This is a genomic window from Paenibacillus sp. EB106-05-06-XG162 (assembly GCF_058791655.1).
Genome location: NZ_JBYTDT010000017.1, coordinates 58,649 through 73,388, shown reverse-complemented (window position 1 = coordinate 73,388; position 14,740 = coordinate 58,649). Strand labels below are relative to the sequence as shown.

At 42.5% G+C, this 14,740-nt stretch carries 13 protein-coding genes; 8 read left to right on the top strand and 5 right to left on the bottom strand.

Features of this window, described 5'->3' with window-relative positions:
* Positions 1-88 precede the first annotated feature (88 nt).
* Entirely contained in the window at positions 89-976 is an 888-nt protein-coding gene (locus AC3WU2_RS25725) for a LysR family transcriptional regulator (RefSeq protein ID WP_492457824.1), read from the top strand.
* Between the two features lie 153 nt (positions 977-1,129).
* Positions 1,130-1,954, top strand: a complete 825-nt coding sequence (locus tag AC3WU2_RS25720; RefSeq protein WP_492457823.1) for a divergent polysaccharide deacetylase family protein — start codon at positions 1,130-1,132, stop codon at positions 1,952-1,954.
* Here AC3WU2_RS25720 and AC3WU2_RS25715 read toward each other — a convergent pair.
* Positions 1,936-2,634: an N-acetylmuramoyl-L-alanine amidase family protein gene (locus AC3WU2_RS25715; protein WP_492457822.1), complete on the bottom strand. Its 699-nt coding sequence runs from the start codon at positions 2,632-2,634 to the stop codon at positions 1,936-1,938. The two genes, AC3WU2_RS25720 and AC3WU2_RS25715, sit on opposite strands and share 19 nt — an antisense overlap.
* 132 nt (positions 2,635-2,766) lie before the next feature.
* Here AC3WU2_RS25715 and AC3WU2_RS25710 point away from each other — a divergent pair, with 132 nt between their 5' ends.
* Both AC3WU2_RS25710 and AC3WU2_RS25705 read left to right on the top strand, forming a co-directional pair.
* A complete protein-coding gene (locus AC3WU2_RS25710) occupies positions 2,767-2,985 on the top strand; it encodes a YqzE family protein (RefSeq protein ID WP_314587943.1) in 219 nt (72 codons plus the stop codon).
* Between the two features lie 58 nt (positions 2,986-3,043).
* Complete coding sequence (locus tag AC3WU2_RS25705; RefSeq protein WP_492457861.1) at positions 3,044-3,592, top strand: ribonuclease FAU-1 family protein; 549 nt, start codon at positions 3,044-3,046, stop codon at positions 3,590-3,592.
* Here AC3WU2_RS25705 and AC3WU2_RS25700 read toward each other — a convergent pair.
* From AC3WU2_RS25700 to AC3WU2_RS25690, 3 genes are all read right to left on the bottom strand, one after another.
* Complete coding sequence (locus AC3WU2_RS25700) at positions 3,583-4,569, bottom strand: hypothetical protein (RefSeq protein ID WP_492457821.1); 987 nt, start codon at positions 4,567-4,569, stop codon at positions 3,583-3,585. The genes AC3WU2_RS25705 and AC3WU2_RS25700 overlap by 10 nt on opposite strands.
* Positions 4,570-4,688: 119 nt before the next feature.
* Positions 4,689-5,570, bottom strand: a complete 882-nt coding sequence (locus tag AC3WU2_RS25695) for a YqhG family protein (protein WP_018755750.1) — start codon at positions 5,568-5,570, stop codon at positions 4,689-4,691.
* Positions 5,570-7,321, bottom strand: a complete 1,752-nt coding sequence (locus tag AC3WU2_RS25690) for a DEAD/DEAH box helicase (protein WP_492457820.1) — start codon at positions 7,319-7,321, stop codon at positions 5,570-5,572. Before AC3WU2_RS25690 ends, AC3WU2_RS25695 begins: the two co-directional genes overlap by 1 nt.
* Positions 7,322-7,682: 361 nt before the next feature.
* On the opposite strand from AC3WU2_RS25690, the gene AC3WU2_RS25685 reads away from it, so the two are divergent.
* A complete protein-coding gene (locus AC3WU2_RS25685) occupies positions 7,683-10,286 on the top strand; it encodes an adenosylcobalamin-dependent ribonucleoside-diphosphate reductase (RefSeq protein ID WP_492457819.1) in 2,604 nt (867 codons plus the stop codon).
* Between the two features lie 815 nt (positions 10,287-11,101).
* Here the strand turns inward: AC3WU2_RS25685 and AC3WU2_RS25680 are convergent.
* The gene (locus AC3WU2_RS25680; RefSeq protein ID WP_492457818.1) at positions 11,102-11,443 is read right to left on the bottom strand and encodes a helix-turn-helix domain-containing protein; all 342 of its coding nucleotides are present in this window, start codon (positions 11,441-11,443) and stop codon (positions 11,102-11,104) included.
* 149 nt (positions 11,444-11,592) lie between these two features.
* On the opposite strand from AC3WU2_RS25680, the gene AC3WU2_RS25675 reads away from it, so the two are divergent.
* The 3 genes from AC3WU2_RS25675 to AC3WU2_RS25665 are packed head-to-tail and all read left to right on the top strand — an operon-like array spanning position 11,593 to position 14,459.
* Positions 11,593-11,919 (top strand): hypothetical protein, encoded by a 327-nt coding sequence (locus AC3WU2_RS25675; RefSeq protein WP_492457817.1) that lies wholly within the window; start codon positions 11,593-11,595, stop codon positions 11,917-11,919.
* Positions 11,916-13,652, top strand: a complete 1,737-nt coding sequence (locus AC3WU2_RS25670) for a TniQ family protein (RefSeq protein WP_492457816.1) — start codon at positions 11,916-11,918, stop codon at positions 13,650-13,652. Before AC3WU2_RS25675 ends, AC3WU2_RS25670 begins: the two co-directional genes overlap by 4 nt.
* Before the next feature lie 45 nt (positions 13,653-13,697).
* Positions 13,698-14,459 (top strand): hypothetical protein, encoded by a 762-nt coding sequence (locus AC3WU2_RS25665; RefSeq protein ID WP_492457815.1) that lies wholly within the window; start codon positions 13,698-13,700, stop codon positions 14,457-14,459.
* Positions 14,460-14,740: the final 281 nt, after the last annotated feature.

The following is a 14,740-nucleotide window of genomic DNA, read 5'->3' as shown; positions in this document are numbered from 1 at the left end:
ATGTCATCGTACTTGAAATCGGTTATTTATTCCAACGCATTCTATGTTATGATTTCATTGATTCAAAGGAATGAATGGAGGGTGCGAAATGGAGCTTCTTCAACTGCAATATTTTATCGAGGTCGCTCGAGTGGAACATGTGACCGAAGCTGCACGAAGTTTGCACGTTACGCAATCATCACTAAGCAAAACGATTCAACGCTTGGAGGAGGATTTAGGGGTTCCTCTATTCGATCGAATAGGGAGGAAGCTGCGACTGAATGAGTTCGGAAGCAGCTTCCTTCGCCGTGCAGAAAGGACATTGTTTGAATTGGAACAGGGGAAGCAGGAGATTAGAAATTTATCCAGCCCGGAACATGGTACACTCGAATTGGCGGTGACCGCCGCAAGCACGTTACCCAATATCCTTCGAGAGTTTCGGAAAAAGCGGCCCCATATTCAATTTCATGTGCAAATGCTGACCACACAGGAAATGGTTACGCTTCTTCATCGAGGAGAGGTCGATTTCTGCTTGTCCTCACCTCCTATACAAGGGGATGACATTGAATGTCAAATCGTGTTCAATGACCCTATCCTTGTAGCTGTTCCCAAGGGGCATCGGTTGGCAGACCGAAGCAGCATATCCTTGATTGAACTAAGGGATGAGTGTTTTGTCGGTGTAAAGAGAGGCTATGGTACTCGCGATTTAGTGGATGCTGTATGCAAATCGGTGGGGTTTGTACCTAGATATGTGTATGAGGGAGATGAACCTGCAAGGCTAAGTACGCTTGTAGAAGCAGAAATTGGCATAGCCTTCATGCCAAGCACGGCAAGGAATTCACGGGAACATGTCTCATATCTCCAAGTTGAAGATCACGAGTTGGTGCGAGAGATCGCGTTAATATGGCATAAAAGCCGATACATATCGCGGGCTGCTCTGGAATTCCGTGAGGTCGTTGTAGATTATTTTGGGGCGATATCCAAACAGACAATCTAAGCAAGTTGCACCACTTTACCGAACACTCCGGAAATGGCCGGAGTGTTTTTGCTGTTCTTAAGCCAAGTATTGGAGAAGCTTGTTTGCCCTGCATACTTTGGACGGTTCCATCAAAAAATGAAGGTATTCAGTTTTGAAATTGGAGGGAGCATTATGAAATGTAGAGGATATAAAACGCGTCTGTTTGCCTGCTTGATGGTGATTGCTATGGGCTTAATGCAAGCTGTTCCCCAAGTGGCAACCGCTACAGGAAATCCCGATCCCGTAGATCCCGTAGGTCAAGCGCTGCAGCAGAAGAAAATTGCACTCGTCATTGACGACTTCGGGAACAATATGAAAGGAACAGAGCAAATGCTCAAGCTGCCGATCTCCTTCACGGTAGCAGTCATGCCGTTCTTGCCAACGACCAAGCAAGATGCAGAGATGGCGTATAAATTGGGGCATGATGTCATTGTTCATATGCCGATGGAGCCAAAATCCGGAAAGGCCAGTTGGCTGGGACCAGGGGCGATCATGACGTCCATGTCGGATCAAGAGATCCGTAAACGGTTGGAAGCGGCCATTCAAGAAGTCCCACATGCCATCGGAATGAATAATCATATGGGCTCCAAAGTCACTGGAGACGAGCGCGTGATGCGCGTTGTGCTGCAAGTCTGCAAGGAACGGGGGTTGTTCTTCCTCGACAGTCATACCAATTATCATACGGTTGCGCCACGAATTGCCAGAGAACTGGGTGTCCCGATTGCTGAGAACCAGATGTTCCTGGATGATAGCATTACAGTAAAGCATATCTCAGGTCAGGTTCGTAAAGTCGAGGCGTTCATGCAGAATCATGACCAATGCATTGTCATTGGCCATGTCGGTACGGGCGGTGTGACGACGGCATCGATCCTTGCCGGTTCACTGCCGAAGATGAAGTCGATGTTCCAGTTCGTAAGAGTGGCTGAATTCGCCAAAGCTCACAAGAGCGATAAGTAGTATTGCAATGCACCTGCAATGGTGCTTGCGATTGCGGTCTGTTCCTTCGGGTCGCATAACATGCGGCGATCCTCGCTGTTGCTGATAAATCCGGTCTCAATAATCACAGCAGGTTGATTTACTCGGCGCAGCAAATAGAAGGGTTTACCGCTTTGCATTTCCATATGGGTGCCGTAGTGTTTGTTAAGCGCATTTTGAATAATGTTCGCGAGCATGATACTACGGCCTTCTTCTTTATATAGCACCACGGGCCCGCGACGGCTGCGATTTTTGTTCCAATTGACGTGTAGACTGACGAGCATTTCGGTTGGAATTTCTTCCGTCAATTGTCTGCGTTGTGCAAGGTCTCTGCGATGTCTGGATTTATTGTTCAACCAATGGTTATCTTCACTCAGTGCATAGTCGCCTGTACGATTCAGAACGGCATGAATACCATGCTTCTGAAGCATTAAATACAAGCGTGTTCCGATTTCTAGATTAATGTTCTTCTCAAGAATATTCTCATGGCTTGTTCCGCCATCAATTCCGCCATGACCAACATCAATCACAATGACGGGATGGGTGAATACTTCGTTCATCGATGCAGGTTCCGCAGCGACTGATGAACTCCAGGTATGACAGCTAATAATGATAAGGATACTTGTAAGAAGAAGGCGATGGAATGTTCTCATTTGATTCATGCTGCATTAAATCCTCCTTGAAAAAGCTTCCTGAATAGGATGTGCAATATGAGAGAAATGATGCGCTAAGTTTATTTTTTGTACCAATGGAGCATGCTAAGAGTAAGGAATCCAGCAAGGAGGTTATATACAATGGCCAAAAAAGGCGAAGAGCTCGTCAAGTATATTACGGAACGTGTTGTTGTCTATATGGAGACCCCTAAAGATGTCCGTAAGCAAAATCGACAAACGCGTGAGCCATGGGTATTACGATGGTTCGGATACGTCCCGTATAGTATCCTAAAATGGGCTCAAGGGACATTTAAGGTTAGTCGCGCACACGAAGAAGCACCTCCTTCATCGAAAGGTTGAAGGTAGGCGCTTCTTTTTTTGTATAATGAAATGAGGTGAGGGGGGAAGAATTGTGAAAATGAAACGCAAAATTGCGGATTTATCGGATTGGAACCGAAAGCTTCAGGTGACTTACCGTCAGATGTTTGTGGAGGAAGCGGATTTTAAAGGATATGTCACACGCGTTCAATTTGATGATGTTCAAGGCCCGATATGGTATCAGCCAGCAGCACATCACCGGTATTTGCTTGTAGACGATCGATATGTGTGGCTTCAATATTTTCCGAGCAACGCGAACTATGCTGTAACGACAGTCATTGATCCGCAAGGCGCGCTTGTCCATCATTATGTCGACATTCATGCGGGAAGCGGGGTAACGGCTGACGGGGTGCCTTATTTTGATGATTTGTTCTTAGATCTCGTGATACTGCCTTCTGGTGAACGATTTGTACTGGATGTAGAGGAACTGGAGGAAGCAAAGGAACAGGCTGTGATTACGTCGGTGCAATGGAAGCTGGCTTACAAGACATTGCATGAATTGCAGCAAGAGATTGAAAAAGCAGGTACGGCATGGTTAGGTCGATGGAAGCGGGATGCGAAGCGGCTATCGGTCATCCATCATTTATAGAATTTCCCGAAGGCGGCAAGAGATTGGAAAGGGATCCATCGTGCCCCTTCATCATGAACCATAATATAGGTAACGTTTCGCCAGGTCTGATAACCAGAGACAGCCAGTGGGATCATGTAGGAATCTTGGTACCAGTTCGACACATACGTGATTTTCGCCTTCTGATCGAGCTTTGTGGACAAATGAGCAGCCGTTTTAATTTCTAAGGGCGCATGGGTTAACCAATTGATCCGTTCGAACGGGTCGAAGGTGGGTATCGGCTGAGCGCTCTTGTTAGGCATGATCACTTCTTGCATTCCAGCTTCAAGCGGTGATCCTTGCGTAAATAGCTTCTTCTGCTGGTCCCATTCTTGGTCCGTGATTAAGAGCTGCTCTCCTGTCTTGGCATTGTAATAAGTAGCAGGCTGATCCTGTGGTTCGACGCGCCATACGGCAAGCATAGGGTGGAGATAATAACGTTCGATATGCAAGGTATCCGTTGTAAAAAGCTGATTGCGTTTGATCGATGAAGGAATAATGCCGTGCTGCACCAAAGAGAGGTACAGCGTATTCGTGCTGAAGAGCGGGCTAGGACCAACACCGTATTCGGACAATGTTAGCTGCTGCGTCTCCGTTGCGCTGACGATCAGATAACCGAGTTCTTTCTCCTTCTTCGTCAATTGCACGAGCCAACTGTGCAAGCCAGGTCCGAGAGGGGAGATCTCATATTTCGCTCCTTTCCAGACGGTGAAAGGTGCATGCTGTGACAAATCTTGAATCCAGCCTTCAACGTGCTGAATGATCATTTGTTGATCAATGGCAGGGGATGTTATTGCGTCTTTTTCAGCTGATTGTGTCAATTCTGAAGCGGAAGCAGCGATAACTGGAGAAATGGTCGTAAATATCGCGCTATATAGCAGTATAGCAATAGCACAAGTTGACAAGAGTATGCGAATGAATCGCGATGGTTGCATGAGCGCATCACCTACTTGCATCATATTTATGATCCTATGTTCCTTATTGTAGCGGACAAGCCTGAAAAAGGTTGTTAGAACGTGTCGGCGATGCCGTGTCTGTACGCGTTCTATTTTTGCGATGTTTTAGCGAGTTTCGTCTGTTATTGCTTGGCCACCGACCTCAAATGAAAGAATCCGCAATTCATGACGGATATTCGAATACGCGGTTCGTATTGCCATGTCAGTTCTTGTTTGCGATTCGCATATTGTTCTTCTACAGATTTCTTTATTTCATCATCTTCCGTCTTGAGCAGCCCTTCATAGTAACTGTCAATCCGCGCGATTTCGTCATCGAATCGGATTTTTGCTTCGACCGCCCATTCATCATCATAGGTTCTAATTTTTTTCTCGATATAACTCTCGAGTTGATTTCTCGCTTTGGTTAAGGTTAGGGCGCTTCGCAGTACATGAACATTAGCTGGGAGGCGCGGTGACATTTTGCGAGTCAACATGTTGTCGCAGAACTGCTCGATAATGTCTCCCGTAACCATAGATATGCCTAGCGCATGGATCTCTTCACGCTTCATATCGCAGGCAAATTCAATCTTCATATTCACGCCAAGCCATTGCTCATAGGGCGTTGAGAAGTTCGACGATTTCTGCTCTGCATTGGGCAGTTCAAATAGATTAACATAAGAACCGCCCGCCTTCGCCGCTTGAAAAAATTGATCCAATCTCCGACTGCCGTAGGTGACTTCTTCCTTCAGTAATCGATGGGCGATATATCCAGGTCCTGGAGGAGGATCTGGTGGAAGCGGAGGCATTTTGTCTTTATCGAAAATAAAACAAAATTTCATCGTCTCCGGTTCTGTCCCTGTACGATCGACGAACCCCCAGTAATAAGGGCGATTGGTAAGCTCACGGTCCGCCTGAGGCGATAACTTGACGATGACATGTCCCGGAGATTTCTCGATCAAATGGCAGTTCGTCGCATCCAAATAGCGAAGAACAAATTGCTGGACTTGCTTGGCGCTCATCACCATTATTGTGCTTCCTCCTGTGGTGCATCCTGAATGTAAGGCTCATTATCGGCAACCGTTTTTGCAATGTCTTGAAATGTTTTGCCGATCGACTCTACGTTCGCTCGAATATCCTCATCTGATTTCGACTCTAACATCATTTTATAGAGCCTTTTCTCGAGAGAGTCCTGCTTCTCCATCCGTTCGAGGATGACATCCAGCTGACCAATGACCAATTCAAACAAATTGATTTTTTCGTGGAGCAGGTTGAGAATATGTTCTTCGATCGTTCCTGAGGTGGACAGGTTATAGATTTTGACATCATTCATCTGTCCAAGACGGTGAACACGGCCAATCCGTTGTTCCACGCGCATCGGGTTCCAAGGGAGATCGAAATTAATCATGTTATGGCAGAATTGTAGGTTAATCCCTTCGCCGCCGGCCTCCGTTGCAATCATCACTTGCGCACGGTTGCGGAATAGATCCATCATCCAGTCCTTCTTCCCGCGGTTCATGCCGCCGCGATAGGGGACAGCCACCATATTTTTGCTGCGAAAGAAGTTCAGGAGATAATCCTGGGTTTGCCGGTATTCGGTGAAAATAATCACTTTGTCGTTCATTTCCTCAATCAATTCGAGCGCTTTCTCGGCCTTGGTATTCGCCTTGATCTGTCGAATCATATTTACGAGTTCCCAGATCTTCGCATGGATAGGCGAGTCTTCCGGCATTTTCTTCGATAGATTGATTAAGGTTAGGAATACCGCATCGCGGCTGCTGCATACTTCACGCTGCAGAGTTACGAGGGAGAGCATGCTGCTCATATCGCCGTTCAGCTCGTTATAGCGATCTTTGACGAAGGCCGTTACCCCGTTGTACAACGCCATTTCTTCATCGGAGAGCGTCAGCGGCACATTTTTGACGAATCGTTTGGTGAATCCGATATTCCCGTCGCTGCGACGATTGCGAATCATCACTTTGGAGAGCTCACTCTGCAGCTGATCTTCATTCTTCGGCAGTCGCTTATCGACAATGAAATTCGCAGCAAAATCACTGACACCGCCCAGCTGACCAGGCTTCAATAGCGTGATGAGATTATAGAGCTCGCTAAGATCATTCTGGATTGGCGTGGCCGTCAGAAGCAGGCAATATTTTTTGCGCAGTTGGGTAATGAACTGGTAGTTGGTTGTTTTTTTGTTCTTCAATTTATGGGCTTCATCAATAATCAGCATGTCGTATTCGTTCTGCAAGAGCAGGTCTTTGTGCGGATCGCGTTTAGCTGTATCCATTGAGGCGACGACAACATCATAGTGCCACGTATATTCTTTTTTCTGTGCAACGGCAGCGATGCCGAATTTCTGGTTCAGCTCGCGAACCCATTGCAGGACGAGAGACGCAGGCACGAGAATGAGCACTTTGCGTGCTAGGCCGCGAACGAGATATTCTTTGAGAATGAGCCCCGCCTCAATCGTCTTGCCGAGTCCCACCTCATCTGCGAGAATGGCTCGTCCGCGCATTTCGTGTAAGACCTTCGTAGCTGTCTCAATCTGGTGCGGTAGAGGACTGAGGTTGTTCAATTGCGTGAGGCACTGAAGCTCATCGAAGGTGGAGACGACCTGAGATTGTTCCGCTTCATAGTTAAGAGCGAACAACGTAAAGTCATCCCAAGGGCCGTTCTTCGCAGTGCGTTCTTCTAATTCCGAGAACCACGTACGATCGAAATCGATCGGAGCGGAGGGTTGTTTGGAACGTGAAGTCGTTGCAGAATTTATGGACATGATGGATTAGCTCCTTCTTGATGATGTGCGGATAATGATAAAAAAAATAGTGAACTGTTCTGGTTAGTATGGACGAAAAAGGGCGGGTTCATAACTCACTTGCAATATTCTCCAAGTAGAAGGATTTAGAATTGCAAGTCTAGAAATAGAGCGTGTGATAGAGAAAAAAGAAGCTAGATGGGACATGCTGCGGATTCTTGGCATTAATTCCACATCACACCATTAGAAAGTACAATATGTGGTATAGTATAATGATAAACGCACACAATATATTGTAAACTTTACATACAATAAATATGCGTTTTTGTGCGGGAAATCATAGGTTTATTGGTTGTTAATATGCTAGAGGAGGTTGTTTTTGTTGAATACGACGCATAAGCAGCGGTTGGAAGGATTAAGTGAGAAAATATTTTTGGATCGTTATGCATGGAAAAATGCAGACACGAACGAGACGAAGGTCGGAGATGTCGTGCTCGTATTGACCAAGGATGATCCGAAATTTCCAGCTAAAGAAGTAGGGGAAGTCATCAAGCGTGAAGGCCGTTCTGTTACCGTGAGAACACGCAGCGGTGAAGTGGTCGATTCGACGGTTGAGAAGCTGACTCTAACGGTTGAGAAGACGCCTGAGGAAATGTGGGATCGTCTGGCAGCGGCAATGGCATCGGTGGAGAAAACTCCAGAATTACAAAAACAATGGACGGAAAACTTCAGATATATATTAGATGATTGGAAATTGGTGCCGGGTGGACGGATTGCTGCCGGTGCAGGTGCAAGTGAAGAGTTGACGTTGTTCAACTGCTACGTTATTCCTTCTCCGAAAGATAGCCGTGGCGGAATAATGGCGACATTGTCCGAAATGACCGAGATTATGGCACGCGGCGGCGGTGTCGGCATTAACTTATCCTCGCTGCGTCCGCGTCGTGCGATTGTTCGCGGTGTGAATGGATCGTCGAGCGGTGCGGTATCGTGGGGCGGATTGTTCAGCTACACGACAGGTTTGATCGAGCAAGGCGGTAGCCGCCGCGGCGCGCTGATGCTGATGATCAATGACTGGCATCCGGACCTCATGGATTTCATTACGGTTAAGCAGACGATGGGTCAAGTGACGAATGCGAATTTGTCAGTCTGTGTGAGCAACGGCTTCATGGAGGCCGTGAAGAAGGATCTAACGTGGGATCTTGTATTCCCTGATACTTCGGATCCAGAGTACGACGAAATCTGGGACGGCGATATGGACAAGTGGAAGAAGCTAGGCAAGAATGTCATCCACTACAATACGGTACGCGCTCGCGACGTATGGCATACGATTATGGAATCCGCTTGGAAATCGGCTGAACCTGGCGTCGTTTTCATGGAATACTACAATCAAATGTCGAACAGCTGGTATTTCAACCCGATCATTTGTACGAATCCATGCGGTGAGCAAGGTCTTCCAGGTTGGGGCGTATGTAACTTGTCCGCTATGAATCTCTCGAAATTCTATGATGAAGCGAATCATGATGTCGATTGGGCAGAGCTAGGCCGAGTAACGCGTTATTCGGTACGTTTCTTGGATAATGTCATTGATAAGACGCCGTATCATTTCGAGGAAAATAAAGAAAATCAGCAGAAGGAACGCCGCGTAGGTCTGGGAACGATGGGACTCGCAGAGCTGATGATCAAGCTCCAAATTCGTTATGGAAGTCCAGAATCGTTAGAATTCTTGGATAAATTATATGGCTTTATCGCCAAAGAATCTTACCTCGCATCAGCGGAGATTGCAGGTGAGAAAGGTTCCTTTAAGGCATTCGAGCTTGAACCGTTCATGCAGAGCGGATTTATGAAAAATATCGTCGACGCGTATCCAGAAGTAGGTGCGGCGATTGAGAAGCAAGGTATGCGTAACGTGACGGTGATTACGCAAGCACCGACAGGAAGTACAGGTACTATGGTAGGGACATCGACGGGGATTGAGCCTTACTTCGCGTTCAAGTTCTACCGTCAGAGCCGTCTAGGCTTCGATGAACAGTTCGTTCCGATTGCACAAGAATGGATCGATGCGCATCCAGGTGAAGAGTTGCCAGCATATTTCGTAACGGCAATGAGCTTGTCAGCCGAAGATCATATTCGTTCCCAAGCTGCGATTCAGCGTTGGGTGGATAGCTCCATCTCGAAGACAGCGAACTGTCCTTCGGACTTCACTGTTGAAGATACGAAGCGCCTTTATGAACTTGCCTTTGATCTTGGTTGCAAAGGGGTAACCATCTACCGCGACGGCAGCCGCGATGTGCAGGTCCTTCAGACAGAGAAGAAGGAAGAGAAGAAAGAAGCTGTGGTCCAAGAAGAAGCAGCTGCGACGAATGAAGAGAAGGGTGCAATTCAGACCCTGGATAAGTCGCTTCCTGTGAATGTCGATGCGAACACAAGACAAGTGTTCGACAAGCAGTACAAGAGCCGTCCGCAAGTATTGCGCGGAGCGACGTATAAGATTAATACGCCATTCGGTATGGCATATATTACGATTAACGATAATGAAGGAATTCCGAGCGAAATCTTCTTGAACGTGGGTAAAGCAGGATCGGATGTCTTCGCTATGGCGGAAGCACTCGGCCGCGTATGTTCCTTGTTCTTGCGTTACGGGGACCATGGTCAGAAGGAAGCACTCCTTATCAAGCACTTGAAAGGTATTGGCGGTTCCGGTGCGATCGGCTTTGGCGTTAATCGGGTAGAGTCCATCGCGGATGCCGTAGCCAAAGCGCTCGAAGCGCATATTGAGAACAATGAGCTGGCAGCATCTTCCGATATCGCGCCAATCGCAGCGACGATTGCGGTTGAGGAGTCTGAGGCCAATTCACATGCGGGACATAGCCATGATGAGAGTGCATACACATCACGTGACTTATGTACATCTTGCGGCTCTGCTTCGCTGATTAATGTTGAAGGATGCAAGACATGCTCGAATTGCGGATATAGTCGTTGCGGGTAAGTTAATAATTAGAAAAGTGTAATAACTAACTTTGTTGTGATATTCCATAATTAATTAGAAATGTTTCAATATTGATTAGAACTTTTATTTCATAATTACTGGAAATGAATAATTATTCAATAAAATGTTTTCTTCTAGGTGGGGGTTATATTGTGGGCTCCCGCCTTTTAATTTTGTCTTAACTGAATAGCGGTTTACTTGACACTTATGAATCAAAGCGAATTTATTTGTCCTATGGACTTTTATATTTTGGTGTATGCTTTAACGTTGATGAGGCTCCGTCTTATTGTAAATGCAAATGAAAAAAGGGGTAAATAAGCTTATTTTTGACATGATCTGAGAAACCTATTGCAAAAGGGACATCTCACTATACACGGGATTTCAAAGATCAATCGTAGAGCTGTATAAAGATGGGTGAAATTGGGTTTTATCTCAGTTGATAAGGTAATTAATTCGGGGTGAGTTTCAACTTATCACAATAGCTATTAGGATTTTAGAAGAGATTACATTCCAGCCATAGATATAGTTAGAACTCATCCTTAAATTCATTCAACAGAAAAGTTAATAAGAGAGCTTCGAAAGTCAGGGATATATCCGGTAAATCAGAGAATCAAATTAGTGATGCTTCCTTTATTACGAAAGAGTATACTAAAGTCGTTGAAATACTAAAAACGTAAGACTACTATATGTAATTAAACAAAGAAAGAAGATTACAAACTTTGATCATATAGATAGATAGATAGATAGGTAGATAGATAGATTGATAGATTGATAGAAGTCAGATAAATAAACGGCGACCTCTCTAGGGTCGCCGTTTAATTTTTATCGAAAACTTCTATTAAAATGTTTTTTGCTTTTCTTACTTCTTTAGGGTTTAGTGCAAGGAGAAGATCTATGATTTTTTCCATATCATGAGATTTGCCTTTTGTTTGATTGCTTAGCCTTGTATAAGAAAATAATTCATAAACGCCAACATTCAAAGCATTGGCGATTTTTGCAAGGTTAAGTACGGATATATTGGTTTCAGCACGTTCGACTCCCCCAATATATGTATAATTTAAATTGGCTAACTCTCCTAGCTGCTCCTGTGACAATCCTCTTTCTTTTCGCAAATCCCGTATACGTTTTCCAATTAATTTCAAAATTGATTCAGACATAAGCTACACCTCTAATTGAAGTGTAGTCAACCAGCATTTAGATAAACACGGTAGAAAAATAGTGTTTTTAATTAAATACTATATATATGTATTGTTAGTCTTGTGTTTGGTAATAATATAAATAATAGATTAATAGGAGGTAAGTAATCGTGGAAAAATTATACGACTTGTTTCCACTTGAGCAAGCTGAGATAACGGAAAAAGGGATTCTCTTTAATGATTTTATTTACTCCTGCAGTATTGCTATAAGAGAACAGTGGTATGGTACAAATAATTTAAGAAGCATTCCAATTTACTTTGACCACTATAATGATGACTACATTCTTGTTTTGTTAAAGGACGGAAATTTAGTAATAGCATACCGTATTTTTAATAATGGAATAGCTGACGAACAAAGTTATGAAAGTTATCAAGCTAGGATACGGTCGATAAAAGAACAACTAAAGAATCGAAAGAGAAGAAGCTGGAAGAAATGAAAAATGATAACACGCGGACTCTATTAATTAGGCCTTTTATCCGAAGTAATGAAAGTTTATCAGGTTTTCTATATCGAGTATCAAAAATGAATAATTATCTATATTCTTATCTTAAGAATTATCTGAAGCTTTCAATTTACCAAGCACAAAATAATGAAATTCATCTAGAGGCACTACAACAAATTGCTGACTTAATATTAATTAAAAGTGATTCCATTACTGAAAAGAATGGATACAACTTAGAAAGCTTCTTTGGATCGGAGATATACTTAAAAATAATTATGAAAAACAAAGTGAAATATTGTCCTGTATGCATTCAGGAAAATAATTATCATCATATTGAATGGTGTTTCATGCCAATTCATCTATGTATTAAGCATAACGTATTGTTGATAGATAAATGTCCTGAGTGCGGTCACAAAATTAACTTGGTAGCCTTTACAAATAGAAGATGTGAGATATGTTCGTTTAGTTACGAAAATACAGTTCCCGGTGAAGTGATTGACAATTTTATTTTTATTGAGTCTCAGCAACAATTAACAATAAATCTGTGGAAAAAAGAATGCTATGTAATACCGAATTGTAACTTTGAACAATTTGTTCGTTTAGCTTACTATAGTCTTCATTTACTTATTGGTGCCGTTGATTATACAGCGATGACTACCGAAAAATTAACTTTCTTTTATAACCGTTCAATGGCTGAAAAAAGTGGATATAAGTTAGCAAATGCATTCGCAAATGTTTATTGGATGTACTTAGACTTTCCAAAACATTTTTACATCGTTCTGGATCATTTCCTAAGTCGAAACAAAGGAAAGCACCGATATGAACGTCTGAAAGCCTTTGAAATCATTTTTGATAATCAAGATTTTACTTGGGTTCAAAAGGCATACAATACCTATTTTGTTGAACAGATTGATGAAGGTAGTGTAAGAAAAGATTTTTCTGTATTTAAAAAGAACCCAAAATTATTAGCTGATAGACGGAAAATTCGAAGGGAGGAAGTGAGACGGAATACAGGTATTACATACGAAAAACTTCATGAGTTAAATGATACTCATGAGCTACAGATTGAAATGAAATATATACACGGTCAACAGAGATATTTGGTCGAGAAAACGACGCTAGATGTTTATTTGAAAAATAGACAGTCTTTGATAACAAAAAAAGAAGTTGGTTTGATTATCGGAGTGTCCCCAGATTCCGTTCAAAAGATCGCTAATGCAGGCTTTCTAACACCAATTAAAGTTACTAATTCCCGTAAAGTATTATTTCATATTAAAGAAGTAAATATATTGATGCAGGATTGTCTAGGAGAGTATACGTATGAAATAAGTCCCTCAATGATTAAATTTCATAATGTTTTGTCCAAGTATGCCAAATACGCTTTTACAATACTTGAAATTGTAGCATTAACATATTCTGGACACCTAAGACCTTATCGCGGCTCCGAAAACCAGACGTTAGCTGAGAATTATTATGACGAGGTGCAAATTAAGACATGTTTGGAAATGTTAAAGAGAAAAAGAGAATACGAGAAAGGGTTATTCTTCAATGATGTGATGAAAAAGCTGAAAATAGGAGAAAAAAGGCTATGGAGAATACTTAGAGAGCAGGAAATTGAGGCGGATTTTACTTTAGTTATGAAGGATGGGAGGAAAAGGTACTATTTCAAAGAAGATACCGTTAATAAAATTAGAAAGTGTGCAATACTCTTAGAAGGGTTGAGTTAATTGGGCCTAGACGAAATAAAGAGGTTTATTTTAGATGGATCATACATGGAACTAAAACAGGAAGAAGAAAGGTTACGTATATTAAAAAGCTTAATTCGAGAAGAGCAAGAGAGTCTGGATCTAAAACGCATTGTTTGGACAGAATTAGGTGTCGTTGGAGAGTTTAAAATCTATAAGGTGTATGATTACAATCATGAGGAATTAAACGCGTTGCTATATAATGTAGGGCTGCTCCCGTTTGTTACATTTATAAAAAGCAATGTTCTATCTGAGGTGGAATTAGGAAGACTAGCAAATATCCCCTCTCAAAGAAAAAGATACTTGCGGTTTACTCCAAGTAATGACTTTAAAAAGCATGAAAATATCCCATTGTTTAAAAATAAAGTGGACGAGCTAAGCTTGTTAGATAAAGTTGTAATGTGGAAAGAAACTAATAATCGATATGTGCAATTAAATACTGTATGGCAAAGAGAAAAATTAAGGGCTGTAGTTTCTTCAGAGTTAAAGACATCAAAAAGATTTACTTTTGAGTTTGGTACATTTTCATTGTTGGAAAGCCCCAAAAAATATAGAACAGATAAGGTTCTTGAACTTTTAAATGATGAGACAATATTTAAATGTGCGCGAGGTAGTTTTGACAGGATGGACGAAATTAGAGCGAAAGGCTTTATTAAGAAACAAGAACTCAACGGTATTAGAAGAGTTGTTGATGTGCAAAAAAGATACATAATTATGACAATACAAAAAGAAAAAGCGGTGAGAGATTATTTTTATTCTAGAATAAGAAAATGGCATGGCTTAAGTTAATGATGTACTATAGATCAATAAAAGACAAGTAACGGCTATTGTCTAAAAACGCATCCTTATCGAATATAATAAAGAGGCGGAACAAGTTTCAGTTGCTTATTTTGAAGCTGTTTACTCCTCTTTAGATAAATAGACAAATCATTTTGTAAATAAGCGACGGTAATCGCATTAAAAATATGAAATATAAGTAATTCAAGTAACGGGAAACGCTAGTTAAATAGATTAAAACCTTCCATAAGAAGAAAAACTAGATTTAATAGCTCTTATGGGAGGTTTTATTT